Annotated in this window: 21 protein-coding genes; 6 read left to right on the forward strand and 15 right to left on the reverse strand. The window is 42.9% G+C overall.

Going from position 1 to position 25,785, the window contains the following annotated elements; translation table 11 throughout:
- The first annotated feature begins 59 nt into the window (after positions 1-59).
- The gene (locus E5S68_RS05955; protein WP_135782746.1) at positions 60-1,022 is read left to right on the forward strand and encodes an asparaginase; all 963 of its coding nucleotides are present in this window, start codon (positions 60-62) and stop codon (positions 1,020-1,022) included.
- 361 nt (positions 1,023-1,383) lie between these two features.
- Here the strand turns inward: E5S68_RS05955 and recG are convergent, their stop codons facing one another.
- From recG to manA, 6 genes are all read right to left on the reverse strand, one after another.
- Complete coding sequence (gene recG / locus E5S68_RS05965) at positions 1,384-3,399, reverse strand: ATP-dependent DNA helicase RecG (protein ID WP_135782747.1); 2,016 nt, start codon at positions 3,397-3,399, stop codon at positions 1,384-1,386.
- A gap of 97 nt (positions 3,400-3,496) precedes the next feature.
- Positions 3,497-4,624 carry an alanine racemase gene (gene alr, locus E5S68_RS05970; RefSeq protein ID WP_135782748.1) on the reverse strand — a complete coding sequence of 376 codons (1,128 nt, stop codon included), beginning with the start codon at positions 4,622-4,624 and terminating at the stop codon, positions 3,497-3,499.
- The gene (acpS, locus tag E5S68_RS05975) at positions 4,605-4,976 is read right to left on the reverse strand and encodes a holo-ACP synthase (protein ID WP_135782749.1); all 372 of its coding nucleotides are present in this window, start codon (positions 4,974-4,976) and stop codon (positions 4,605-4,607) included. Before acpS ends, alr begins: the two co-directional genes overlap by 20 nt.
- A gap of 83 nt (positions 4,977-5,059) precedes the next feature.
- The gene (locus E5S68_RS05980) at positions 5,060-6,091 is read right to left on the reverse strand and encodes a 3-deoxy-7-phosphoheptulonate synthase (protein WP_135782750.1); all 1,032 of its coding nucleotides are present in this window, start codon (positions 6,089-6,091) and stop codon (positions 5,060-5,062) included.
- Between the two features lie 20 nt (positions 6,092-6,111).
- Positions 6,112-8,631, reverse strand: coding sequence for a preprotein translocase subunit SecA (gene secA, locus E5S68_RS05985; protein ID WP_135782751.1), 2,520 nt, complete (start codon positions 8,629-8,631; stop codon positions 6,112-6,114).
- 210 nt (positions 8,632-8,841) lie between these two features.
- Entirely contained in the window at positions 8,842-9,786 is a 945-nt protein-coding gene (gene manA, locus E5S68_RS05990) for a mannose-6-phosphate isomerase, class I (RefSeq protein ID WP_129822430.1), read from the reverse strand.
- A gap of 143 nt (positions 9,787-9,929) precedes the next feature.
- Between manA and queG the strand changes: the two genes are divergently transcribed.
- Positions 9,930-11,063 carry a tRNA epoxyqueuosine(34) reductase QueG gene (queG, locus tag E5S68_RS05995; RefSeq protein ID WP_135782752.1) on the forward strand — a complete coding sequence of 378 codons (1,134 nt, stop codon included), beginning with the start codon at positions 9,930-9,932 and terminating at the stop codon, positions 11,061-11,063.
- Positions 11,064-11,441: 378 nt separating this feature from the next.
- Here queG and E5S68_RS06000 read toward each other — a convergent pair whose 3' ends face one another.
- From E5S68_RS06000 to E5S68_RS06015, 4 genes are all read right to left on the reverse strand, one after another.
- Positions 11,442-11,957: a phosphatase PAP2 family protein gene (locus E5S68_RS06000; RefSeq protein ID WP_135782753.1), complete on the reverse strand. Its 516-nt coding sequence runs from the start codon at positions 11,955-11,957 to the stop codon at positions 11,442-11,444.
- Positions 11,958-12,002: 45 nt separating this feature from the next.
- Positions 12,003-12,413: a peptide deformylase gene (locus tag E5S68_RS06005; protein ID WP_135782754.1), complete on the reverse strand. Its 411-nt coding sequence runs from the start codon at positions 12,411-12,413 to the stop codon at positions 12,003-12,005.
- A 107-nt stretch (positions 12,414-12,520) separates the two neighbouring features.
- Positions 12,521-13,414: a fructokinase ScrK gene (gene scrK, locus E5S68_RS06010; protein WP_135782755.1), complete on the reverse strand. Its 894-nt coding sequence runs from the start codon at positions 13,412-13,414 to the stop codon at positions 12,521-12,523.
- Positions 13,415-13,612: 198 nt separating this feature from the next.
- A complete protein-coding gene (locus E5S68_RS06015) occupies positions 13,613-15,502 on the reverse strand; it encodes a sucrose-specific PTS transporter subunit IIBC (protein WP_135782756.1) in 1,890 nt (629 codons plus the stop codon).
- A gap of 380 nt (positions 15,503-15,882) precedes the next feature.
- Between E5S68_RS06015 and E5S68_RS06020 the strand changes: the two genes are divergently transcribed.
- Entirely contained in the window at positions 15,883-17,337 is a 1,455-nt protein-coding gene (locus E5S68_RS06020) for a sucrose-6-phosphate hydrolase (RefSeq protein ID WP_135782757.1), read from the forward strand.
- The gene (locus E5S68_RS06025) at positions 17,318-18,283 is read left to right on the forward strand and encodes a LacI family DNA-binding transcriptional regulator (RefSeq protein ID WP_048716431.1); all 966 of its coding nucleotides are present in this window, start codon (positions 17,318-17,320) and stop codon (positions 18,281-18,283) included. Before E5S68_RS06020 ends, E5S68_RS06025 begins: the two co-directional genes overlap by 20 nt.
- A 252-nt stretch (positions 18,284-18,535) precedes the next feature.
- Here E5S68_RS06025 and nusB read toward each other — a convergent pair whose 3' ends face one another.
- The 5 genes from nusB to uvrA form a co-directional block, all read right to left on the reverse strand.
- Positions 18,536-18,964: a transcription antitermination factor NusB gene (gene nusB, locus E5S68_RS06035; RefSeq protein ID WP_167470834.1), complete on the reverse strand. Its 429-nt coding sequence runs from the start codon at positions 18,962-18,964 to the stop codon at positions 18,536-18,538.
- The gene (locus E5S68_RS06040; protein ID WP_135782759.1) at positions 18,957-19,346 is read right to left on the reverse strand and encodes an Asp23/Gls24 family envelope stress response protein; all 390 of its coding nucleotides are present in this window, start codon (positions 19,344-19,346) and stop codon (positions 18,957-18,959) included. Before E5S68_RS06040 ends, nusB begins: the two co-directional genes overlap by 8 nt.
- Positions 19,347-19,380: 34 nt before the next feature.
- Positions 19,381-19,941 carry an elongation factor P gene (efp, locus tag E5S68_RS06045; RefSeq protein ID WP_006595686.1) on the reverse strand — a complete coding sequence of 187 codons (561 nt, stop codon included), beginning with the start codon at positions 19,939-19,941 and terminating at the stop codon, positions 19,381-19,383.
- A gap of 85 nt (positions 19,942-20,026) precedes the next feature.
- Positions 20,027-21,094: a M24 family metallopeptidase gene (locus tag E5S68_RS06050; protein WP_135782760.1), complete on the reverse strand. Its 1,068-nt coding sequence runs from the start codon at positions 21,092-21,094 to the stop codon at positions 20,027-20,029.
- The gene (uvrA, locus tag E5S68_RS06055; RefSeq protein ID WP_135782761.1) at positions 21,091-23,916 is read right to left on the reverse strand and encodes an excinuclease ABC subunit UvrA; all 2,826 of its coding nucleotides are present in this window, start codon (positions 23,914-23,916) and stop codon (positions 21,091-21,093) included. The genes E5S68_RS06050 and uvrA overlap by 4 nt, the downstream gene beginning before the upstream one ends.
- Before the next feature lie 121 nt (positions 23,917-24,037).
- On the opposite strand from uvrA, the gene E5S68_RS06060 reads away from it, so the two are divergent.
- Positions 24,038-24,982, forward strand: a complete 945-nt coding sequence (locus tag E5S68_RS06060; protein ID WP_135782762.1) for a magnesium transporter CorA family protein — start codon at positions 24,038-24,040, stop codon at positions 24,980-24,982.
- Between the two features lie 27 nt (positions 24,983-25,009).
- Positions 25,010-25,684, forward strand: coding sequence for a DUF1129 family protein (locus tag E5S68_RS06065; RefSeq protein WP_135782763.1), 675 nt, complete (start codon positions 25,010-25,012; stop codon positions 25,682-25,684).
- Positions 25,685-25,785 lie beyond the last annotated feature (101 nt).

Raw genomic sequence — 25,785 nt, forward strand, 5'->3', positions numbered from 1 at the left:
CTGCTTTCTTTCCGTTTTATGATACAATAAATTATAACACACATTTCAAGGAGACACACATGATAAAGAAAATTTTGGCCCTTCATACAGGAGGGACCATCTCCATGCAGGCGGATGCCACTGGAGCTGTCGTGACCAATTCATCCAACCCCATGAACCATATTGATCTGTCACTGGCAGGGATTGAGCTTACTTCAGAAGATTTTTTTAATTTACCTAGCCCTCATGTAACTCCTCAGCACATGTTGCAACTTTATCATAAGATTCAGAAAGAGGCTTCCCAGTATGATGGGATTGTCATCACCCACGGTACCGATACTCTTGAAGAAACAGCCTACTTTCTAGATACCATGGACTTGCCAACTATTTCGGTAGTCCTGACAGGAGCCATGAGAAGCTCCAACGAATTAGGGAGTGATGGCGTCTATAACTATCTGACTGCCATCCGGGTCGCGGCAGATCCCAAATCACAAGACAAGGGGGTCTTGGTCGTGATGAATGACGAAGTCCATGCAGCCAAGTACGTGACCAAAACCCATACAACCAATGTCAGTACTTTTCAAACACCAACTCACGGTCCTCTAGGCTTGGTCATGAAAAAAGAAGTTCTTTTCTTCAAAACAGCTGAACCCCGTGTGCGTTTTGATTTGCAAGAAATCAAGGGAGTTGTCCCCATTGTTTCCGCCTATGCTGGCATGAAGACAGACCTTCTTGATATGCTAGATGTCCGACAAATGGATGGCTTAATTATCGAAGCCTTTGGTGCAGGAAATCTTCCTAGGGAGGTTGCGGAAAAACTCTTTGAGTTTCAAGAGTCTGGCCTCCCCATTGCTTTAGTTTCTCGTTGCTTCAATGGGATTGCGGAACCTGTCTATGCCTACGACGGTGGCGGAGTTCAACTTCACGAGCACAGCATCTTCTTTGTCAAAGAGCTCAATGCCGCCAAGGCTCGGCTAAAACTCTTGATCGCAATCAATGCTGGCTTAAAAGATAAAGAATTAAGAGATTATATGGAAGGTTAAAATAAGAATAGAAGGCGTGATGGTTGATACATCCGCCTTTTGAATTTAAAAATAGCTTTGATGGACTGAGATAATGACTGACAAAATGAATTTCAACATGGTTCGCATAGCTAGGACCTCTTTTCTGTTTTTTACGATTATAGGTCTACAAACTTAAAAAAAGATAAAAAGAGAGTGGGACAGAAATCGGTAATTCGTTAGAATTCGATTTCGTCGTCCCACCTCCGCACAGTTGAGTAGGGCTGTAAAAGCTGATGAAATCAGCGTAGTAGAGCCCACTCAACCACTGCGTCTTGCTCGACAATCCAAAGACAATTGAGAGGCTAGGACTTTTGTCCCAGCCTCTTTTTCTTATCACTTCTTAATCCAGGTGTTCTTTCTGTTCCAAATGCAGAGACAGACAGTGCCAGTCTGGATGCTCTCGCCAATTAGGAGTTGTCACCACTTGAATAGCTACCTTTCGCGCTTCCTCTAAAATCGGATAATCTTCAATGAGGTTGGCCACTTGAAATTCTGGTATGCCTGATTGACGCGTTCCAAAGATTTCCCCAGAGCCTCGTAGCTTGAGGTCTTCTTCGGCCAAGACAAACCCATTGGTTGTTTCGGTCATGATTTTCATTCGACGCTTGCCTGATTCTGTTTTAGGATTGGCAACTAATACTGCGTAAGACTGCTTATCACCACGTCCTACCCGACCTCTCAGCTGGTGCAATTGGCTCAAGCCAAAGCGGTCTGCATCCATGATAATCATGACGGTGGCATTGGGAACATTAACTCCAACCTCAATAACAGTTGTAGAAACTAGTAAGTCAATTTCTCCTCGCTTAAAGGCCTGCATAATGGCCTCTTTTTCTTCCCCCTTCATCTTACCATGGAGGAGGGCAATACGGGCACGATTTCCGAAGTAGGCAATCAATTCTTCCTCCAAAGCAATGGCGTTTTTGAGGTCCAAGGCTTCAGATTCTTCAATCAAGGGAGAAATGACATAGGCTTGGGAACCTTTTTGAATTTCTTTGACCAGCCAATCCAAAACCAAGTTTAACTGTTGGTGCTTGACCCAACGAGTAATGATTTCTTTTCGACCAGCTGGCATTTGGTCAATGATGGAAACATCCATATCCCCAAATGCGGTGATCGCCAGAGTGCGAGGAATTGGGGTCGCTGTCATCATCAATACATCCGGATTTTGTCCCTTTTCACGAAGGATCCGTCTTTGAGCTACACCGAAACGGTGCTGTTCATCAATAATAACCAAGCCTAAATCATGGAAATGGACCCCCTCCTGAATCAAAGCATGGGTTCCCACAATAAGGTCCACTTCCCCAGCTTCAATCAAGGCTAAACGTTCTCGTCTCTCCGCAACTTTTAAACTGCCTGTCAAAAGAAGGATTCTGAGATTAGGGAAAAGAGAGGTTAAACTTTCTAAATGTTGCTCAGCCAAAATTTCTGTCGGTACCATCAAAGCCGCTTGCTTGCCAGCTGTCACAGCAGCATACATGGCTAGTCCGGCAACGACGGTTTTTCCACTTCCAACGTCCCCTTGCAAGAGACGATTCATGTGGTAAGGAGAACGCATATCTGCTAGAATTTCGTTCAGACTTCGCTCCTGGGCTTCTGTCAACGAAAAGGGAAGACTAGCTTGAAGGTTCTTTAGCTTCTTCTCATCCCAATCCAGTATAATTCCTTGACCAACCGAGCGATTTTCCTCCTTCAAGACCTGTAGTTGCAATTGGAAAAAGAGCAATTCTTCAAATTTTACTCGTCTCAGAGCCTGCTTGTATTCCTCAAGATCCTTGGGAAAATGCATGGCCCTGACTGCTTGTCTTCGAGAAAGCAGATGATACTTGTCCATTAGGACTTGGGGTAAATTTTCTTCCAATAGTTGATCCAAGCCAGCTTCAAAAGCCGTTTTGATAACCTTTACTAGAGCTGACTGGCTCACCCCTTGAGCTAGTCGATAGACTGGTTGAAGATCATCTTCGACTTGCGCTAGTAGCTTCATTCCTGTCAAAGCTCCCTTGGCCTTATCCCACTTACCAAAGACAGCCACCGTTTGTCCCAACTCAATCTTATCCGCTAAATAGGGCTGGTTAAAGAAACTAACTGCTAGGACCAGTTCTCCTTGTTTAATAGTGAAGCGAAGACGGTTGCGTTTGAAGCCGTAATATTGAACATTGGCTGGAGTAGCGACAAGACCGGAAACAACCGCTTTTTCTCCATCTTCCAGGTCTAGAACATTTTTTGATTTAAAATCTTCATACCGAAATGGAAAATAGAGTAAGAAATCCTCAACTGTTTCGATTCCCAATTTCTTGTATTTCTCTGCTGATTTTGGTCCAATTCCTGGTAGGACAGAGAGTGGTTGATGTAAGTTCATTCATTCCTCCTAGATAAGAAAGGAGGCTGGGACCTTTGTCATCAACCTCTTTCATCTTTAACTTGCCATTACTGAAAGTTTGGGACATCCATCCAGCTTACTTTCCACAATCTTTCTTTGCTGGACGATAAACTCTTGGGACGCGATCACTCAGGACACAAACCACCTCATAGTTGATGGTCCCTCTATAGTCTGCTACATCCGTCGCAGAAATTGCTAGATTACCATCTGATCCAATCAAAATCACCTTGGTTCCAATCGGGTAGGCTTTCGGTAGGCGAATGGTGATTTGATCCATAGATACGCGACCCACAATCGGACAGAATTGCCCATCAACAAGAACATGGAATCCTTGCATATCTCTGGTCCAGCCATCTGCATAGCCAATCGGAATAGTCCCAATCCACTCTTCATCACTAGTCTGATAGGTCGCTCCATAACCAACTGTCTGTCCTACTTCCAGTGACTTGACGTGCACCAATTCTGTTTCCAAACTCAGGGCCGGACAGATGCTGTAGGGAAGTTCCAACTCTCTTCCACTTGGATTGAGCCCATACATGACATCGCCCAGACGAACCGCATTGAAAATGGTATCAGCATGCCATAAAGTCGTTGCTGAATTGCTAGCGTGTACAATTTTCGGAGTATAGGGCAAGAGCTCCAACAAGGTCTTAAATCGTTGCAATTGGCCTTGGAAATGACGGTCATCTTTCTCATCAGCTGTAGCAAAATGAGTAAAGATCCCTTCCACTTCTGCTCCATGGTCTCTTAATAAGATCATGGCTTCCTGCAAGTCTTCTGCCGAACGAAAACCAATTCGTCCCATTCCTGAATCCACTTTAATATGAACCTTCAACCCAGTCAAATCAGACTTTTCAGCCAACAATGCTTTCAACCACTCGAGACTAGCTACTGTATAACGAATTTCCTCTTTGATGGCAATCGCAACGTGTTCGACTGGTGCAACTCCCAAAATTAAGATAGGCTTTTCCCCAGCTACTTGACGAACTTCCAAGGCTTCATCTAGGTTGGAAACACAAAAAGCATCTACTATTGGCAATAAGCATTCTACCACTGGCTCAACCCCATGGCCGTATGCATTCGCCTTGACAACCGCAAAAGTCAAGGTCTCTTTCGGAATATGGGCCTGTATTTGTTGAACATTATAGGCAATAGCCTCTACATCCACATATGCTCGCGTTGGTCTATGTATGCTTGCTTTCATTTCTTTCCTCCAAAATGACACTGGTCGAAACTAAATCGCCTGAGTGACTAATCGAAACCCAAATCTTTCCACTAAAAGGGGCTCTTGAAAAATAGGGAGCTCCTTTTTGATTGGTTAAAATTTCCAGATCCTGAAATCCTACTGGACCAATCCCTGTTCCCCAAGCCTTGGAAAAGGCTTCTTTGGCAGACCATCGACCTGCCAGGTATTCCATTTTCCGTTTTCCAGATAATTGGTCGAACCGTGCTCGTTCCGTCTCTGTCAATACTTTAGAAGCAAATCTCGGATGTCTTTGGTAGGCCTCTTCAATGGATTGGATCGATTCGATATCTATCCCATGTCCAACAATCATATTATTTCCTCTTCAATGATTCTCTATCGACAACTCAATTTAAGAAGGAAAGGGCTGAGAATGTTTTCTCCAGCCCTTTCCTCTTATTCAGCTACATACTGATAAATTTCTCGTACTAAGCTTTCTGTCTTTTCCCAACCCAAGCATGGGTCTGTGATCGATTGACCAAATACTTCTGGTTGATCTTGACGACCGTCCTCTAAATAAGATTCAATCATAAACCCACGGACCACATCATGGATAATTGGATTCCAGCTACGATTTGTAAGGGTTTCTCTGACAATGCGAATCTGCTCAGCAAATTTTTTCCCTGAATTATCATGATTGGTATCAACCAGGATAAATGGATGTTGCAATCCCAAGGCTTGGTAGCGATGCGCAGCTTCTAACAGATCTTCATAGTGGTAGTTTGGAATATTTTTCCCATTCGCATCTAAGGCCCCACGCAGAATAGCGTGTCCGAATGGATTTCCACTTGTCTCCACAGAACGACCATTATAGAAGAAATGATGCCCATGCTGTGCAGCATAAATCGCATTAAACATGACAGACAGATTTCCAGATGTCGGATTTTTCAATCCAGTTGGGACTGAAATTCCACTCGCTACAAATCGATGGCCTTGATCTTCTACAGAACGTGCCCCAATAGCAACATAGGAAAGTAAATCCTCAACAAATGGGTAGGTCTCTGGATACAACAATTCGTCTGCTGTTGTCAATCCGGTTTCTGTAATCACTCGATGATGCAAGCGACGAACAGCCTTTAAACCAGCTACAAAACTTGGTTCTGAAGCAGTATCTGGCTGATGCATCAAGCCCTTATAGCCATCACCATTGGTCCGAGGTTTAGCAGTATAGACCCGCATCACAATGAAGACCCGATCTTTGACTTCTTCTTGAAGGGCTGCAAGTCGACGAGCATATTCCATCACCGCTTCCTCATTATCAGAAGAGCATGGGCCCATCACAAGCAAGATCCGCTTGTCTTCCCCCTTTAAAATAGAGGCTAGTTCACGATCACGCGCTTCTTTGCGAGCCAAATGTTCCCCTTCTAAGCGATAAAGAGAAGTCACCGTTGTTTCATCAATGATTGGGCTAGTAGCTGTAAAAGACATAGGCAAATCCTTTCATACGATTAGAGTTTTTTACCGTGACAGTTTTTAAATTTCTTACCAGATCCACATGGACAAATGTCATTGCGTTTGATTTGGCTTATATCAAGATCTTCCGGTAGCGCTACGTTTTGAGCTGCAATATTACGAGTCGCTGTCGTTGAGATACTATGTTCTGTACGTGGACGTTCTTGCTCGTGGATTTGAGCTTTCATCATCAAACGAGTCACATCAAACTCGATGGATCCAATCATGTCGTTAAACATACGGAATCCTTCAGATTGGTATTCAACCACAGGGTTGTTTTGTGCATACCCACGAAGACCAACGGCATTTCTCAATTGATCCAAGGCATCAATGTGATCTGTCCACTTGCTATCTACTACACGAAGAATTAATACTTTTTGGAACTCTTGGACAGCCTCCTCATCACGTAATTTCGCTACTTGGTTTTCATAAACTTCTTCAGCACGTTTGTACAAGTAATCAATCACATCTTTATCAGATTTGCCTTCAATATCGCTCTCTGAAATGGTATCTTCAGGGACCAAATTGTATTTGGCAAAGTTCAAGATGGCTTCGATCCGTTCTTCCTTACTTGAGTGACTTGCCCCTTCAACAATCCGTTTAATCGTCCGCTTAATCATGGCCTTGATTTCTGGAGCCAAATCACGATCTGCAGTAATGACATCATAGCGTTGAGAGTAAATAATCTCACGTTGTTCCCGCATGACATCATCATATTGAAGGACTTGCTTACGAGTGTCATAGTTGTTCCCTTCCACTCGTTTTTGGGCTGCTTCAACTTGACGTGTAAACATATTGGACTTGATAACTGATTCTTCTTCACTCAATTTGAAACGATCCAAAAGGGCTTTGATTCGTTCTGAACCAAAACGACGCATCAATTCATCTTCAAGAGAGAGGTAGAACTGCGATTCACCTGGATCCCCTTGACGACCAGAACGTCCACGCAACTGGTTATCAATACGACGGCTTTCATGACGCTCCGTACCAATGACACATAGTCCGCCCAATTCACGAACCCCTTCACCCAACTTAATATCGGTACCACGTCCGGCCATGTTGGTCGCGATTGTAACAGCACCACGTTGACCAGCGTTCATGATGATTTGTGCTTCTTTGTAGTGGTTTTTCGCATTCAAGACTTCGTGAGGAACTCCTGCTTCGACCAAAAGGCGAGATAGGTAGTCACTGGTTTCAACTGCCACAGTACCTACCAAGACTGGTTGCCCTTTTTCGTAACGAGCTTTTACATCTTCTACCACAGCTTTAAACTTCGATTTCAAGCTTGGATAGAGAAGGTCTGGATGGTCAATACGTGCAATCGGACGGTTGGTTGGAATCGGAATCACACGAATGTTGTAGATTTCACGGAATTCTTCTTCTTCTGTTTTACCAGTACCTGTCATCCCTGAAAGTTTCTTGTACATACGGAAGAGGTTTTGGTAAGTAATCGATGCAGATGTTTTGGTTTCTTCTTGGACTGGTACACCTTCTTTGGCCTCAATCGCTTGGTGCAACCCATCTGAATAACGACGTCCTTCCATGGTCCGACCTGTAAATTGGTCGACAATCAAGATTTCTTGTTCTTCACTGACCACGTAATCAATATCCAAAATCATGATGTAGTTTGCACGGAGGGCATTGTCAATGTAGTGGGTTAAGGCAACATTTTCGATGTCGTACAAGTTTTCAAGATTAAAGTAGCTCTCAGCCTTATCAATCCCAGAGTCAGACAAGCCAATGGTTTTTGAAGGCACATCAATGATGTAGTCTTCTTCTTCCAAAGATTTTACATAGGCATCTGCCATATGGTAAAGCTGGCTAGTTTCTGTAGAAGTCTGACCAGAAACAATCAACGGAGTTCGGGCTTCGTCGATTAAGATGGAGTCTACCTCATCGACCAAGGCATAGTTCAATGGACGTTGTACCATGTTTTCTGCACGAACGACCATGTTGTCACGCAAGTAGTCGAAACCGATTTCCGCATTGGTTGAATAGGTGATGTCACAAGCATAAGCTTCTTGTTTTTCTGACGGCGACTTGGCTGCCAAGTTAATACCGACAGAAAGGCCCAGCCATGAGTACAATTCACCCATCTCTGTCGCGTCACGTTCTGTTAGGTATTCATTGACCGTAACAACGTGAACCCCTTTTCCAGACAGAGCATTCAAATAAACCGGCATGGTCGCTGTTAAGGTTTTTCCTTCCCCTGTACGCATTTCTGGAACGTCCCCATGGTGAAGAACAATTCCACCCATAACCTGTACTTTATAAGGGAACAAGCCTAAGACACGCTTAGCACCTTCACGAACCACCGCAAATGCTTCATAAAGAAGATCATCTAATGATTCTCCATCTTGGTAGCGTTGTTTGAATTCTTCTGTTTTTGCTTTTAATTCATCATCTGAAAGGGCAGCCATTTGATCTTCGTAAGCAAAGACCTTATCTGCCATTTTTTCCAATCGTCTTAATTCACCTTTATCATTTTCGATAATTGTTTTTAATAAATTAGCCATTTTTTTCCTTACTTTTCATATTTCTTAAATTTAAACGTTCTTTTAATTATAGCATAACCATCCCTATCCTTCAAGAAATTCCGTCATTAGGAAAAAGGATTTTTGTAACATTTTTCGTAATCAATTCCTGCCCCCATTCGGGTTTGTATTTCTCTTGCTTTAGTACAAATTAAAAAGCTGAGCAAGAACCTACTCAACTTTTTTTGACTATTATGGATGACTGACAATTAATTCCATCTCTTCTCCTGACAAGGTCCAATTCTGGATATCACTCGTTAAGATAAAGTGGTCCCCTTTTCCAATCGGATAATTCTCCCCATCTACCTGAAGACTTCCTTGCCCTGAGAGAACGCTCACCAAGCTATAATCATGGGTCTTTTCAAATCGAACTTCCCCATTAACTACCCACTTGTGAACACCAAAGAAGTCATTGGCCACTAACAAAGTCGATGACAAGTGATCAACTTTTTCCTCAACTGGTCGGCTATTTGCCGGAGCACCTAAGTTCAGTACATCAATGGACTGTTCAATATGCAACTCACGTAGATTCCCTTGATCGTCTTTACGATCAAAGTCGTAAACCCGATAGGTCGTGTCGCTCGATTGCTGGGTTTCTAAAATCAAGATACCTGAACCGATCGCATGCATGGTTCCACTTGGTACATAGAAGAAATCTCCCGCTTTCACAGGAACCCGTGCTAAAAGATCATCCCATTCTTTGACTTCGATCATTTGGCGCAATTCTTCCTTGGACTGGGCGTGATGACCATAGATAATCTCTGCCCCCTCATCAGCAGCAATAATATACCAGCATTCGGTTTTTCCAAGTTCTCCTTCATGCTCCATTCCATAGGCATCATCTGGGTGAACCTGAACACTGAGCCAGTCATTTGCATCTAGAATCTTTGTCAACAAAGGAAAAACCGGTTCTGTTCGATCTCCAAATAATTCGCGATGCTCTGCATATAGTTGGTCTAAGCCCATTCCAGCATAAGGTCCATTCTTAACAACAGAAACACCATGTGGATGGGCCGAAATAGCCCAGTATTCACCAACATGATCGCTCGGGATTTCATAGCCAAACTCATCTCGTAATCTAGTTCCACCCCAAATCTTTTCCTGCATGACGGATTGTAAAAATAACGGTTGTGACATACCTGCCTCCATATATCCTTGTATTCAATACCTTATTATACCAAATTCTACTCATTTTTGAAAGCCATGCCAAGCTGTTTAGACCCTTTTTAATTTTTTGCACGTTTTTCGCATTTTTACCAGCTTTCCGCTATAATAGGTATATGAACCTCAAAGAATCTATTATTGAATTGGCTCACTCCATTGGTATTTCAAAAATTGGCTTTACCACGGCAGATGATTTTTCCTATTTAGAAAAATCCCTCCGCCTAGCTGTGGAAGAAGGCCGAAATTCTGGTTTTGAGCACAAAAATATTGAAGAACGAATCCAACCACGCTTAAGTTTAGCTTCTGCTAAAACGATTATCTCCATTGCCGTTGCCTATCCTCACAAGTTAAAACAACAACCTCAGAAGACAGCCTATAAACGCGGAAAATTCACCCCCAATAGCTGGGGCCTTGATTATCACTATGTCTTGCAGGATAAATTAGACCGCCTAGCACGAGGGATTGAAGAATTAACCGCCGACTTCGAATACAAGGGCATGGTGGATACCGGTGCCTTAGTGGATACCGCGGTTGCTCAACGAGCAGGGATTGGCTTTATCGGAAAGAACGGCCTCGTCATCTCAAAAGAATACGGTTCTTATATGTTTTTAGGGGAGCTTATCACCAACCTAGAGATTGAACCCGATCAAGCCGTTGACTATGGTTGCGGAGATTGTAACCGCTGTGTAGAAGCCTGCCCGACTTCTTGCTTAATCGGGGATGGCACCATGAATGCCCGACGTTGCCTATCCTTTCAGACTCAAGACAAAGGGATGATGGATCTGGAATTCCGTAAAAAGATTAAAACGGTCATCTACGGTTGTGATATCTGTCAAATCTGTTGTCCCTACAATCGTGGTCTGGACAATCCGCTAGCCACTGATATCGATCCTGAATTGGCTCACCCAGAATTAATCCCCTTTATTGAGTTATCCAATGGACAATTCAAGGAAAAATTTGGAATGGTCGCTGGTAGTTGGCGGGGAAAAAATATTCTCCAGCGCAATGCTATCATTGCTTTGGCCAATGCTAATGACCGGTCTGCTATTCCTAAACTGTTAGAAATCATCGAAACCTCGCAAAACCAGATTCATATTGCAACAGCCATTTGGTCACTGGGAGAGCTGATTCGTGAAGTCACACCTGACTTGGTTGATTTGTTAACTTCCCTCAAAAAACCAAGTCCTGCGATTATAGAAGAACGTGAACGGTTCTTCCAAAAATTCCAACACCAAATCTCACATAATTAAAAACTGCCTAACTGAGTTAGGCAGTTTTTAATGTAGACAAACTATTATTATACATAAAACATCTAGTTACTCTTCAAAAATGACTTATTTTGCCATTTAAGAAGATAAAAACTTTCCGCTGTGAGAAAAGTGCCTGAAACACAATAGTTTCAGGCACTCGGGAGTTTTGAGAGTAAAACAGTTTGGGAAACTGTTTTAGCCCGAGCCCAGAAATTAAAGAGCGAGGGGGTTCAAAACTAAGTCATGGAACTTCGGAGAAGTTCGCTGACGTCCGTACTCACCTAAAGAAAGTTTCCAAGAATACTTTTTTACACTTTGAAACTACCAAACTAAGTTAGGCAGTTTTTATTATTTCTTACTTCTCCCATCCAACCTCTATCAGAAAATTCCTAATAGAGAAAAACTGACGATTCCCCATAGGAGTGCAACAACAAATCCGACCACGACATCACGGACAAAATGGAGTCCTGCCAGAACACGAACTCCTGCCAATAGAAGAGCCAGGAAGAGGCCAAGGCTAGATAGAAGAGGATTCACTCCCCAGGCTACTGTCGAAATGATTGCCGCTGAAAAGACGTGCCGGCTTGGCATGGAACTTCCCTTACCTTCTCTCTCTAGGAGAGGTGGAAGCGCGCCAAGCTCATAGGGACGGGGCCAATTGATTGCTTTTCGAATGACACTCAATAAAATAAAGCCAGATGCCGGAACCAATAGATAGGCAAGAACAACCCAAATCTCGGAAGCTTTCAGATAAGCTGCCCAAAGAACATAAAAATAAAGGAGTGGCATCAGCAGGGTGACGAGGCGGTTGACCCACTTTAATAAAGAAAGATAATTGGGATGCGACACCAAAAATGGTCTAACCCGTTCATAGAACAAATATTCTTTTTTCATCAACAAATTCTCTTCGATCGATTCCTTAACAAGCAGCAAGTAGACCTAGATCAAAATCCCTTCCAGGTGATCTAGCTCATGCTGGCAAATCTGGGCCGCAAAACCTTCTAAGCTTATGAGCTGAGGCTTCCAATTCATGTTGCGGTAGGAGATTTGAATCTTTTCAAAGCGGCTCGTTTTTCGGCTCCCTGCCAAAGAAAGGCACCCCTCTTCCGTCTCATAAACTCCTTCTTTCTTGACTAGAACAGGGTTAAAGAGAACCAAGGGCATCAAACCAAATTGGATAATGATCACTCGCTTGCGGATACCAATCATATTAGCCGCCATGCCAACACAGGAATCCTGGTGAGCTCGTAAGGTATCTTGTAAATCTTGCGCCAGATACAAATCCTCTTTTGTAGCTTCTTCAGATACTTGACTCAAAAAGAAGGGATTCTTCATAATGGCTTTTTCCATCTTTTCTCCTCTCTTGCTTAAAAAAGAGAAGGTCATTCATCCATCTTCCCGACGAAGAACTCCCTCCCCTAGCATTTCATGCTTTTTGTTGATTCAGCCTTACCTGATTAGTCTTTTTTGCTGACTTGTTTTGCTAAGACAAAGTTACCCAAGGTTGCTGAACCATTTCCAGCTACCGCAGGAGTCACGATGTAGTCACGAACATCTGGAACTGGTAAGTAGCCGTTCAATAATACTGTGAATTTTTCACGAACGCGATCCAACATGTGCTGTTGTGCCATCACTCCTCCACCAAATACAATCACATCTGGGCGGAAGGTTACAGTCGCATTGACAGCAGCTTGAGCAATATAGTAGGCTTGGATATCCCATACAGAGCTATTGAGTTCGATATTTTCCCCACGAATACCAGTACGAGCTTCCAAGCTTGGACCAGCCGCAAGACCTTCTAAACAGCCTCTGTGGAATGGACACACACCATTAAATTCTTTTTCAACATCCATTGGGTGTTTGGCAACATAGTAATGGCCCATCTCAGGATGTCCTACTCCACCAATGAATTCACCACGCTGGATGACACCTGCACCAATCCCTGTACCAATTGTATAGTAGACTAGGTTTTCAATCCGTGCACCCGCATTATTACGAGCGACAACTTCACCATATGCCGAGCTATTTACGTCCGTTGTAAAGTAAATCGGTACATTTAATGCACGACGGAAAGCCCCTACCACATCAATATTCGCCCAATGGGGTTTGGGAGTTGTTGTAATAAAACCATATGTTTTTGAATTTTTATCAATATCAATCGGTCCAAATGAACCAATCGCTAAACCAGCAAGGCTTTCAAATTTAGAGAAAAACTCAATACATTTATCAAGGGTTTCAATAGGGGTTGTTGTTGGAAACTGTGTCTTTTCAATGACGTTATTATTTTCGTCACCTACAGCACAAACAAACTTTGTTCCACCAGCTTCAAGACTTCCATATAATTTAGTCATATCAATCCTCTTCTTCAATTCTCTTTTTTCTATTATATCATAAAGGAAAACGGTTCACTTCTATTCCTTAAAGAAAAAACTACTCTTATTTATGTTTCAACATTAGGTGAGCAACTTTTTTATTCCAAACCTCATCTCCAAACAAAATTCAAGGACTGGAGGATACCCTAACCAGTCCTTGAGCAATCATATTTTAAATTATGCTTTTACTTCAATAATCGCATCGCCTTTAGCAACTTCACCAGTAGCTACTGGAGTTACTGAAGCATAGTCAGCTGTGTTTGTAACGATGACCATTGTTGTATCATCAAGACCAGCTGCTGCAATTTTAGCAGAATCAAATGTTCCAAGAACATCACCAGCTTTAACCTTGTCACCTTGTGCAACTTTTTGCTCAAAACCGTCACCATTCATTGAAACAGTATCAATCCCAACGTGGATCAAGATTTCAGCACCATTGGCTGTCTTCAAACCGAAGGCATGTCCAGTCGCAAAAGCAATGGTTACTTCTGCATCTGCAGGAGCATAAACGACACCTTCAGAAGGCTTCACTGCAATCCCTTGACCCATCGCACCGCTTGAGAATACAGGGTCATTCACATTTTCTAAAGCAACAGCTTGCCCAATGATTGGTGAAATAATGGTTTCATCTTGAAGAGTTGCAGGAACGGTTCCAGTCACAGCTTCCTCAACAAAACGATCTGTTGTAACACTTTCAGTTACAGTTTCAGGTTCTTCATCCTCAAAACCAAACATGTAAGTAAGAGCAAAACCAAGAGCAAATGATACTGCTACCATAAGGAAGTATTGTGGGAGTTGACCATTTACATAAAGCACTGTACCTGGAATGATTGTGATTCCACTACCAGTACCAGCAAGACCAAGAAGTGAAGCCAAACTACCACCGATAGCACCTGCAATCAATGAAAGGAAGAATGGTTTACGGAAACGCAAGTTAACCCCAAAAATCGCAGGCTCAGTAATACCTAAGAAGGCAGAAAGAGCAGCTGGGAAAGCAAGAGTTTTCAATTTAGGATTTTTAGTTTTCACACCAACCGCTACAGTAGCAGCTCCTTGAGCAGTCATAGCAGCTGTGATGATAGCATTGAATGGGTTGGCATGGTCAGCAGCAAGTAATTGAATTTCAAGCAAGTTGAAGATGTGGTGAACACCTGATACGACAATAATTTGGTGTACCCCACCGATCAACAACCCACCAAGACCAAATGGTAAGCTAAGGACAGCTTTTGTTCCAAGAAGAATGTAGTTTTCAACAACGTGGAATACTGGTCCAATAAGGAATAGACCAAGAATTGACATTACAAAGAGGGTTACGAATGGTGTTACCAAAAGATCAAGGACATCCGGAACTACTTTACGAACAGCTTTTTCAAACTTAGCTCCAACAACCCCGATAATAAAGGCTGGAAGAACAGATCCTTGCAACCCTACGACTGGAATAAAGCCGAAGAATTTCATAGCAGTCACTTCACCACCGGATGCAACAGCCCAGGCATTTGGAAGTGAACCAGAAACAAGCATCATACCAAGAACTATACCAACCGCTGGGTTCCCACCGAAGACACGGAAGGTTGACCAAACGACAAGACCTGGCAAGATGATAAAGGCCGTATCTGTCAAGATTTGAGTATAAGTCGTAACATCTTCTGGAAGAGTCACACCAAGGGCATTCAAGAGTCCACGGACACCCATGAAGAGACCTGTCGCAACAATAACTGGGATGATTGGTACAAAGACATCACCAAAAGTACGGATAGCCCGTTGGAACCAATTTCCTTGTTTAGCGGCTTCTGCTTTCATCTCAGCCTTAGTTGAAGTTGGCAATCCAAGAGCGACAACTTCATCATAGATCTTATTTACAGTTCCAGTACCAAAAATAATTTGGTATTGACCTGAGTTAAAGAAAACTCCTTGAACTTTTTCAATATTTTCGACAGCATTTTTGTCGACTTTCGCTTCATCTTTCACCATCACACGAAGACGAGTCGCACAGTGAGCAACACTGTTGACGTTCTCAACTCCACCGATCGCATCGATGACTTTTTTTGCAATTTCTGTATTTGACATTTGCAAAAATCTCCTTATTTTTTATTGTTTTGAAAACGGTTCACCCGTCTCTACGCATTTAATTGTACCACGTATCAAGAATATGTCAACCGTTTTGCAGAAAGTTTTTGGTATTTATTTGTATTTTTTGATGGTTTGAAAATAGTACTTTTTATTTTCAACCGTCCCAATGCCCGTATACCATAGAATATAGACTTACTACGGTTTTTAAATTTTCAAAAACTTTCATATTTTCATTTGTTTTCAAAAACTCAATCTAGTACTCACTACTAAATTTTATGATAAACGTTTGACATTTTTTCTCAATTCTTTGGCCAAAGTCTTGCTTTTTTTTATAGAAATCGGTACTATGGAAGTAAGAAAAATTTTGGAGGAGTCAAATGGAATGGACAACCGAACTTCGGTACAAACGGTATGAAGACTGGACCGAAGAAGAAAAGAAACAAATTAAAGAAAACATGGCTAATTCTCCTTGGCATACTCATTACCATGTCGAACCCAAAACTGGCCTTTTAAATGACCCGAACGGTTTCTCCTATTTTAATGGTAAATGGATTCTCTTTTACCAGAATTTTCCCTTTGGAGCCGCTCACGGATTGAAGTCTTGGGTACAACTGGAAAGTGATGATTTAGTTCATTTTAAAGAAACTGGTCTTAAAGTCTTACCAGACACACCTTTGGATAGCCACGGAGCCTATTCTGGTTCGGCTATGCAATTCGATGATAAACTTTTCTTATTCTATACAGGAAATGTACGAGACGAGAACTGGATCCGTCATCCCTACCAAATCGGGGCCCTTTTAGACCAGGATGGAAACCTCGAAAAAATCGACCAAATCCTCATTGATCAACCAGAGGATGCTACCGATCATTTCCGCGACCCACAAATTTTTAAATTCAAAGATCAATACTATGCCATCGTCGGTGGTCAAGATCTTGAGAAAAAAGGATTCGTTCGCCTTTACAAAGCGGTGAATAACGATTATACCAACTGGGTTGAAGTAGGCAATCTTGATTTCAACAATGATCGTACAGCTTATATGATGGAATGTCCTAACTTGGTCTTCGTCGGCGAGCAACCTGTCCTTCTGTATTGCCCTCAAGGTTTGGACAAAGCAGTCCTCGACTACGACAATATCTACCCAAATATGTATAAGATCGGGGCTTCTTTTGATCCTGAACAAGCTCGTCTCGTTAACGTATCTGAATTACACAACTTGGACTACGGCTTCGAAGCCTATGCAACTCAAGGCTTCAACACTCCTGATGGAAGAGCCTTAACGGTTAGCTGGTTAGGTTTACCAGATGTCGCTTACCCATCCGATCGCTATGACCACCAAGGAGCCTTCTCTTTGGTCAAAGAGCTAACTATTCAGGATGGTAAACTTTATCAATATCCGGTCGAAGCAGTAAAAGAGCTCCGCTCCACTTCTTCCGAGTTTACAAACAAGGAAACAACCAATAATTGCTACGAGTTAGAATTAGCCTTTGAAGCCAATAGCAAAAGTGAGATTGTTCTCCTAGCCGATAAAGAAGGCAAAGGACTTTCTATTACTTTTGATATTGCAAATGGTCAAGTCATTGTCGACCGTAGCCAAGCTGGTGAACAGTATGCCCAAGAGTTTGGAACTACTCGTACTTGCCCGATCGAAAATCAAGCGACAACTGCTACAATTTTCATCGATAACTCGATTTTTGAAATCTTTATCAACAAAGGAGAAAAGGTATTCTCTGGTCGCGTCTTCCCGCATGCTGATCAAACTGGTATTTTGATCAAATCCGGAACACCTACTGGAACATACTACGAAATAGACTATGGTCGCAAAGCTCACTGATGTCGCCAAATTAGCTGGCGTCAGCCCCACGACAGTTTCACGAGTCATTAACAAAAAGGGCTATTTATCTGAAAAAACTGTCTCAAAAGTTAAAGAGGCCATGAGAGAATTGGGCTACAAGCCCAATACGATCGCTCGGAGCCTACAAGGAAAATCAGCCAAGTTAATCGGCTTAATCTTCCCCAAAATCAGCCATGTCTTCTATGCAGAATTAATCGATAAACTGGAAGAAGAATTGTTCAAACATGGGTACAAAACTATTATTTGTAATAGCGAGCATGATTCGGAAAAAGAACGTGAATACATCGAAATGCTAGAAGCCAATCAAGTAGATGGGATTATTTCTGGTAGTCATAATCTGGGAATTGAAGACTATAACCGGGTCACAGCTCCTATCATCGCCTTTGACCGGAACCTCTCCCCTGAGATTCCAGTCGTCTCGTCGGATAACTACGCTGGGGGCGTTCTCGCTGCGGAAACCCTTGCCAAGACGGGGGCAAAAAAGATTATCATGCTCACAGGGAATGATAACTCCAATTCCCCTACTGGCCTCCGGCATGCTGGCTTTGCTTCCGTCCTACCAGAAGCACAAATTATCAATGTTTCCAGTGATTATTCACCCATTCGCAAAGAAATGGAAATCAAGTCCATCTTGACCCAGCAAAAACCGGATGCCATCTTTGCGTCTGACGATCTAACGGCTATTTTGGTGATGAAAATCGCTGACGAACTCGGCATTGCCATTCCAGAAGACCTGAAGATTATTGGCTATGACGGGACCTACTTTATCGAAAATTATTTCCCCCGTCTCACCACCATCAAGCAACCCTTACAAGAGATTGCTCGCCTGACGGTCGACCTTCTTCTTCAAAAAATCGAAGGAAAAGATGTTAAAACTACAGGCTATTTTCTCCCTGTTAGTGTTTTACCCGGCAAAAGTGTTTAAAAGAGGCTGGGACAAAAGTCCTAGCCTCTCAATTGTCTTTGGATTGTCGAGCAAGACGCAGTGGTTGAGTGGGCTCTACTACGCTGATTTCATCAGCTTTTACAGCCCTACTCAACTGTGCGGAGGTGGGACAACGAAATCGAATTCTAACGAATTACCGATTTCTGTCCCACTCTCTTTTTTCATTATCCTGATCAATCGAATCTCTATACTCAAAAAGAAACCACCCGTGCAGGTGGTTTCTTTTCTATCTTATTCTGCTTCTGTTACAAATTGACTTAAGACACCATTCACAAACCGAGCAGATTTCTCATCTGAAAAAGTTTTAGCCAATTCAATTGCTTCATTCACCGCAACCAATTGAGGGGTATCAAAGGAAGTAATTTCAAACACACCCAAACGAAGAATGTTTTTCTCTACTAGAGTCAAGCGTTCTACAGTCCATCCAGTTTTCAAGTGTTGGGCAATCTGTTGATCCAATTCATCCTTTGATTGACGAACACCCGATACCAAGTTGAGTAGAAAAGCTGGAATCTCCACTTCCTGGTCTGTTTCTTCTTTATCATGCGTAAAAGCAAATCGACACGCTTCTACAATATCCCCTTCGTACTCTAAACTCATCAAAGCTTGAAAAGCACGCTCCCGTAAATCACGACGTGATTCAAATAAAATATCAGTCATTGAGGAAATCCTCATTAAACAAATCTTTCAAATCAGGTTTAGCTGTTTTCTCAGTCACAATTCCTACTACATGGATATTGACATCATCCAAGGTCACATCTGCCATATTGTAGACAGCTGTTTTTACTGCTTTTTGAATCGCAACCGCTACTTTAGGGACTGCTACACCATATTCTAGGTAGAGGTAAATATCGACGGAGATTTGACCATCTTCTTGTGTACGTAGGTAAACCCCACGTCCAAGAGCACGTTTTGAAAGGCTATCCGATACACTCTTGTTTTCAAGAGAATGAACACCATCCACTTTTGCAGTCGCAATCGCAATAATTTTTTCTAACACACGAGGTGCAATGACGATTTCGCCGTATTGTTCAGTTGCCATAGAAGTTCCTTTCTATCAGACCTGCTGTTAGCCATTAGGCACGAGAAACGTAAGTTCCTTCAGCTGTATTGATAATCAATTTTTGTCCTGCTTCGATGAAGTCTGGAACGTTTACCACGAGACCTGTTTCCATTGTTGCTGGTTTACCAGAACCTGTAACAGTAGCTCCTTTAATCGATGGTTGAGTTTCAGCAACTGTCAATTCAACAGTTGTAGGAACAGTCACCCCAATCACTTCGCTTCCGTAGAATTGGATCTTCACTTCTGAGTTTTCAAGAATGTAGAGCAATTCGTTCTCAACATTTACAACAGGAATTTCATATTGATCATATGTCTCAGTGTTCATGAAGTAAGCTGTGTCATCCATTTTGTACAAGTATTGAGCTGGCACAGTTTCAATAATGGCTTGCTCAAACTTTTCTTCTGGACGGTAGCTTGTATCAAAAGTTGAACCAGTACGAACATCACGCAATTTCATACGCATGATGGTATTTCCTTTACCTGGTTTGTGATGGCTAGCTTCCAAAACGCGGATCAATTTCCCATCAGCTGTTTCAAAGGTCATACCAGCTTTCAACTTACTTGCTTCAATCATGTTTTCATACCTCTTTTTAAAAATATATTACTCTTTATTTTATCACAAAAGCTCAGATTTCTCAAATCTGTCTCTGCAAAATTCCTTAGATCACAATCAATTCTTTTGGCGCAAGGGTCAAGACTTCACAGCCAGTTTCCGTAATCAGGAGATCATCTTCAATCCGGACCCCTGATAGGCCTTCAATATAGATTCCTGGCTCATCTGTCAAGACCATCCCCGCCTTGATGACTTCTTTGGAAGTTTGGCTGAAATAAGGCTCTTCATGGATGTCCAAGCCAATTCCATGACCAATGCCATGAGTAAAGTACTGGCCGTATCCTGCCGCCTCGATAATGTCTCGAGGAATTTTATCAAACTCACGGAAACCTAGTCCAGCCTTGGCTTCAGAAATGAGAGCTTGGTTGGCTTTCAAGACCGTTTCGTAAATCTCTCTTTCCTTATCACTGACATGACCTGCATAAATGGTCCGGGTCATATCACTCACGTAATGGTTGTAAAGACAGCCAAAGTCCAAGGTCAAGGCATCCCCCGCAGAGATAATGCGATCACTTGGAGTCGCATGAGGCATGGCAGAGCGCTCTCCCGCAGCGGAGATGATATCAAAGGATACACCTGACGCTCCCAATTCCCGCATTCTGAAATCCAGGAAGGTCGCAGCTTCTAACTCTGTTGTTTGACCAACCTTGATAAACTCGAGCACATCTAGGAAGGCTTGATCTGAAATACTGCAGGCCTTGCGGATGGTTGCCACTTCTGTCTCATCCTTAATCAAACGAAACTCCATCACAAAATCAGACAAGGCTCTTAGAGAGACTCCTGAGAAAGCTGTCGCCAGACGAGTATGATAGGCAACTGTGATCTCATCCTCAAAGCCAAGTTCTTGGATCGCTGCATCTTTGACTATTTTTGCCGCTTCTTCCAATTCATTGCGGGTTTCAACAATCTCCACAAAGGGGAAACAAGTCGCATGGGCATGAATGGTATAGCGAGAATCTGTAAAGAGGACCACGCGCTCTTCTGTCACCAAAACAGTCCCGTTCGATCCCCAGAAACCTGTCAAATAGTAAACATTTTTTAAGTTGTTAATGAGGACAGCTTTTAAATCCTGTGCCTTCATTTTAGTTCGTAGATTTGTAATTCGTTGGTTCATTGTAATTTCCCTTTCAAATACTGTCCTGTAAAGCTAACTGGATTGCTAGCTACCTCTTCTGGTGTTCCTGTCGCAATAATGGTACCACCACCGACTCCACCTTCAGGTCCTAAGTCGATGATATGGTCCGCTGTCTTAATCACGTCCAAGTTGTGCTCAATGACCAAAACGGTATTGCCATCATCCACAAAGCGTTCCAAGACCTTGAGCAAACGAGAGATGTCTTCGGTATGAAGACCTGTTGTCGGCTCATCCAAAATATAAAAAGACTTACCTGTCGAACGCTTATGAAGCTCAGAAGCCAACTTCATCCGCTGGGCTTCTCCTCCTGAAAGTGTCGTTGCCGGCTGTCCCAAGGTCACATAGCCCAAGCCGACATCCTTGATGGTTTGTAATTTGCGATTGATCTTTGGAATATGTTTAAAGAAATCCACCGCATCATTGACGGTCATGTCCAAAACCTGGGAGATATTCTTTTCTTTATAGTGAACTTCTAGGGTTTCACTATTGTAGCGTCGTCCATGGCAGACTTCACACGGTACATAGACATCCGGTAAGAAATGCATCTCAATCTTGATGATCCCATCTCCCGAACAAGCCTCACACCGGCCTCCTTTAACGTTGAAACTAAAACGGCCTTTTTTGTAGCCTCTAATCTTGGCTTCATTGGTTTGGGCAAAGAGATCGCGAATGTCGTCAAATACACCTGTATAGGTAGCTGGATTGGAGCGTGGAGTGCGGCCAATCGGACTTTGGTCGATATCAATCAATCGATCAATGTGCTCGACACCTGAAATAGTTTTGTATTTCCCTGGTTTTTCTGAATTGCGATTCAATTTTTGCGCCAGCGTTTTTTTCAAAATACTGTTGACCAAGGTTGACTTCCCTGAGCCAGAAACGCCAGTGACAGCAATGAACTTGCCCAGAGGGAAGCGTGCTGTCACCTCTTTTAAGTTGTTTTCAGCGGCCCCTGTCAGCTCGATAAAGCGTCCGTTGCCTACCCGTCGTTCCGTTGGCACTGGAATGGCCCGTTTGCCAGAAAGATACTGACCAGTGATAGATTTGCTATTGCGGGCTACCTGCTTAGGCGTTCCAGCCGCAACAATCTCACCTCCAAAGACACCGGCTCCTGGACCGACGTCAATCAAGTAATCAGCTTCTCTCATGGTATCCTCATCGTGTTCGACGACGATCAAGGTATTGCCCAAATCCCGCATCTTCTTAAGACTGGCAATTAAGCGGTCATTGTCCCTTTGATGGAGGCCGATTGAAGGCTCATCCAGGATATAGAGGACACCTGAGAGATTGGATCCAATTTGGGTCGCCAAGCGAATCCGCTGACTCTCTCCCCCAGATAGAGTCCCGGCTGAGCGAGATAGGGTCAGATAGCTCAAGCCAACATTGTTCAAAAAGCTCAAGCGATCTTTCACCTCTTTAAGAATCGGACGAGCAATGGTCTCTTCATTCTTGGTTAATTTGAGATCGGCAATCACCTTAAGATGGTCCTCAATAGACAAGTCAGAGATTTGCCCGATATGGAGTCCCTTCTCTCCTCCTACCCGGACAGACAAGGCATGGTCATTCAAACGATAACCATGGCAAGTGGCACAAGTCAATTCATTCATGTAGGACAACATCTGATTACGGGTGAAGTCACTAGACGTTTCATGGTAGCGGCGATTGATGTTGGTGACGACCCCTTCAAAAGGAATGTCAATATCGCGAACCCCACCAAATTCATTCTCATAATGGAAATGGAATTCCTTGCCCTCTGACCCATAAAAAATCAACTGCTGGTCTTCTGAAGACAAGTCCTCAAACGGCTTATCCATATCAATCCCAAACTGGATCATGGCCTGCTCCAACATCTGAGGATAGTAGTTAGAAGAAATCGGATTCCATGGTGCAAGCGCTCCTTCACGGAGAGTCTTGCTAGAATCTGGAACAACTAAATCCAAGTCCACCTCTAGCTTGATCCCTAGTCCATCACAATCTGGACAAGAGCCAAAGGGGGCATTAAATGAAAAGAGACGAGGTTCCAATTCAGGGACGGTAAAGCCACATACCGGGCAAGCATAATGCTCTGAAAAGAGCAGTTCATTATCATCCATGGTATCGATGACTACGTAGCCATCCGCAATTCGAAGGGCTGCTTCTACCGAGTCAAAGAGACGAGAACGAATGCCGTCTTTGATCACAATCCGATCTACGACAACCTCAATCGTGTGCTGTTGGCTTTTGGATAACTCCGGGACCTCTGTCACATCAAAGATCTCACCATCCACACGCACCCGGACATAGCCGTCTTTTCGCACCTTTTCGATGATGTTCTTATGTTGGCCTTTTTTCTTACGAACAATGGGAGCTAAGATTTGCAGGCGTTGGCGCTCTGGCAATTCCAAAACTTGGTCAACAATTTGCTCAACTGAAGAAGCCGTAATCGCTCCATGCCCATTGATACAGTAGGGAGTCCCCACACGAGCATATAAAAGACGTAAGTAATCGTTGATTTCAGTTGTCGTTCCAACCGTTGACCGCGGATTTTTGCTGGTTGTTTTTTGGTCAATGGAAATGGCTGGACTTAAGCCATCAATCGAGTCCACATCGGGTTTTTCCATGTTTCCTAAAAACTGACGAGCATAGGCTGACAGGCTCTCTACATAGCGTCTTTGTCCTTCTGCATAGAGAGTGTCAAAGGCTAAGCTCGATTTCCCCGAACCTGATAGACCAGTGACCACCACTAGCTTATCTCGAGGAATTTCAACATCAATATTTTTTAAATTATGAGCACGCGCTCCATGAATGACAATTTTATCGAGCATTTCTTCCACTTTTCATCAATTTATTTATCCTTCATTATATCAAATTTTTCAGCATTCTTTTATCCAAAAGCGTGCTTTTTCTGTTATAATGTTAAGGTGTAAAAAAACAAGGGGAGGCACCATGAAACAGGTCTTTTTATCAACAACGACTGAATTTAAAGAAATAGAGACACTGGAACCCGGTAGCTGGATCAACCTTGTCAATCCTTCCCAAAGTGAATCAATGGAAATCGCCTCTGCTTTTAATATTGATATTGCCGACTTACGGGCACCACTCGATGCGGAAGAAATGTCCCGTATGACCATCGAAGATGAGTATACCTTGATCATCGTGGACGTTCCCATCAAGGAAGAGCGGAACAATCAGACCTACTATGTCACCATCCCTTTGGGAATCATCCTAACAGAAGAGGCTATCATCACCACTTGTTTGGAAGAGTTGCCTCTCCTAGACACCTTTATCAATCGTCGCTTGCGGAATTTCTATACCTTCATGCGGTCTCGCTTTATCTTTCAGATCCTTTATCGAAATGCCGAGCTTTACTTGACCGCGCTTCGTACCTTGGATCGCAAGAGTGAACAGATTGAAAGTCAACTGCACAAGTCGACTCGAAACGAAGAACTGATTGAACTGATGGAGCTGGAAAAGACCATCGTCTACTTCAAGGCCTCTCTGAAAACTAATGAGCGCGTGATTAAAAAATTAACCAGCGCTACCAGCAATATTAAGAAATACCTGGAAGACGAGGACTTGTTGGAAGATACCTTGATCGAGACTCAACAGGCCATTGAGATGGCGGATATTTATGGAAACATCCTCCACTCCATGACCGACACCTTTGCATCAATCATCTCCAACAACCAGAACAACATCATGAAAACCTTGGCCATGGTGACCATCGTCATGTCCATCCCAACCATGATTTTCTCGGCCTACGGGATGAACTTTAAAAACAATGATCTTCCCCTCAATGGTGAACCTCATGCTTTCTGGCTCATTATCTTTATTGCCTTCGCCATGACCGGATCCCTCGTCGTCTACCTTATTCATAAAAAATGGTTCTAAAAGCAACCATAACACTAAGGAGTATTTATGTCACAATTTGATTTGACCCAATTAAGTAAAAAAAACCAAGAATTCGTACGTATCGCAAAACACCAATTGATTGAAAATGGCAAAACAGAAGAGGAGGCAACCAGCCTCATCGAAGAGATTCTTCCGACCATCTTTGAAAACCAACCCAAAGGAGTGACAGCAAGAACTCTATTTGGTGCTCCTACCGTTTGGGCCAATGCTTTTAGTAATAAAGAGCGTTTTGAAAAAGAACATCCAAAAGAGAATGACGCTCCTCACCTCATGATTCTGGATTCCTTCCTCTTCGTCTTTGGTCTCTTTGCTGCGATTTCAGCCTTCATGAACCTTTTTGCACCTCAGGGAACCACTTATGGACTCCTCACTTTGACTCTTGGTAGCTTGGCTGGTGGTGTTGTGCTCTATTTGATGTATTACTACTTCTACCAATACTACGAAGTTTCTAAACGTGGAATGAAACGGCCTGCTTTAACCAAGTCACTCCCTATCTTAATCTTAGCGATGATCCTTTGGGTTGTGATTCTCATGGTCACTTCTCTACTTCCACAATTCCTCAACCCTCGTGTACCGAACTGGTTCATGCTCTTACTCGGTGGTGGGGCTCTTCTCCTTCGCTACTATTTGAAGAAAAAATACAATATCAAGAGTGCCAATACAGCACCTCAACGACGCTAAAAAGAAACGGATGAACTTTAAACGACACCTCAAAAGTTAGACAGAAAAATCTAATTTTTGGGGTGTTTTTATTATGAGATTGACTTATGAGAATAACGTTT

The sequence above is a fragment of the Streptococcus rubneri genome (genome assembly GCF_004785935.1).
GTDB classification, from domain to species: Bacteria; Bacillota; Bacilli; order Lactobacillales; family Streptococcaceae; genus Streptococcus; species Streptococcus rubneri.

Bases quoted from the DNA above. Each gene is read 5' to 3' on its own strand.
- acpS (WP_135782749.1), bottom strand. From the start codon at position 4,976: ATGATTGTTGGACATGGGATAGATATCGAATCGATCCAATCCATTGAA.
- E5S68_RS06015 (WP_135782756.1), bottom strand. From the start codon at position 15,502: ATGTCAAATACAGAAATTGCAAAAAAAGTCATCGATGCGATCGGTGGA.
- E5S68_RS05980 (WP_135782750.1), bottom strand. From the start codon at position 6,091: ATGTCTTTTACAGCTACTAGCCCAATCATTGATGAAACAACGGTGACT.
- E5S68_RS05955 (WP_135782746.1), top strand. From the start codon at position 60: ATGATAAAGAAAATTTTGGCCCTTCATACAGGAGGGACCATCTCCATG.
- alr (WP_135782748.1), bottom strand. From the start codon at position 4,624: ATGAAAGCAAGCATACATAGACCAACGCGAGCATATGTGGATGTAGAG.
- E5S68_RS06050 (WP_135782760.1), bottom strand. From the start codon at position 21,094: ATGAACCAACGAATTACAAATCTACGAACTAAAATGAAGGCACAGGAT.
- scrK (WP_135782755.1), bottom strand. From the start codon at position 13,414: ATGACTAAATTATATGGAAGTCTTGAAGCTGGTGGAACAAAGTTTGTT.
- E5S68_RS06020 (WP_135782757.1), top strand. From the start codon at position 15,883: ATGGAATGGACAACCGAACTTCGGTACAAACGGTATGAAGACTGGACC.
- E5S68_RS06025 (WP_048716431.1), top strand. From the start codon at position 17,318: ATGGTCGCAAAGCTCACTGATGTCGCCAAATTAGCTGGCGTCAGCCCC.
- nusB (WP_167470834.1), bottom strand. From the start codon at position 18,964: ATGACTGATATTTTATTTGAATCACGTCGTGATTTACGGGAGCGTGCT.
- E5S68_RS06065 (WP_135782763.1), top strand. From the start codon at position 25,010: ATGTCACAATTTGATTTGACCCAATTAAGTAAAAAAAACCAAGAATTC.
- queG (WP_135782752.1), top strand. From the start codon at position 9,930: ATGAACCTCAAAGAATCTATTATTGAATTGGCTCACTCCATTGGTATT.
- secA (WP_135782751.1), bottom strand. From the start codon at position 8,631: ATGGCTAATTTATTAAAAACAATTATCGAAAATGATAAAGGTGAATTA.
- E5S68_RS06040 (WP_135782759.1), bottom strand. From the start codon at position 19,346: ATGGCAACTGAACAATACGGCGAAATCGTCATTGCACCTCGTGTGTTA.
- E5S68_RS06000 (WP_135782753.1), bottom strand. From the start codon at position 11,957: ATGAAAAAAGAATATTTGTTCTATGAACGGGTTAGACCATTTTTGGTG.
- uvrA (WP_135782761.1), bottom strand. From the start codon at position 23,916: ATGCTCGATAAAATTGTCATTCATGGAGCGCGTGCTCATAATTTAAAA.
- E5S68_RS06060 (WP_135782762.1), top strand. From the start codon at position 24,038: ATGAAACAGGTCTTTTTATCAACAACGACTGAATTTAAAGAAATAGAG.
- recG (WP_135782747.1), bottom strand. From the start codon at position 3,399: ATGAACTTACATCAACCACTCTCTGTCCTACCAGGAATTGGACCAAAA.
- manA (WP_129822430.1), bottom strand. From the start codon at position 9,786: ATGTCACAACCGTTATTTTTACAATCCGTCATGCAGGAAAAGATTTGG.
- E5S68_RS06005 (WP_135782754.1), bottom strand. From the start codon at position 12,413: ATGGAAAAAGCCATTATGAAGAATCCCTTCTTTTTGAGTCAAGTATCT.
- efp (WP_006595686.1), bottom strand. From the start codon at position 19,941: ATGATTGAAGCAAGTAAGTTGAAAGCTGGTATGACCTTTGAAACAGCT.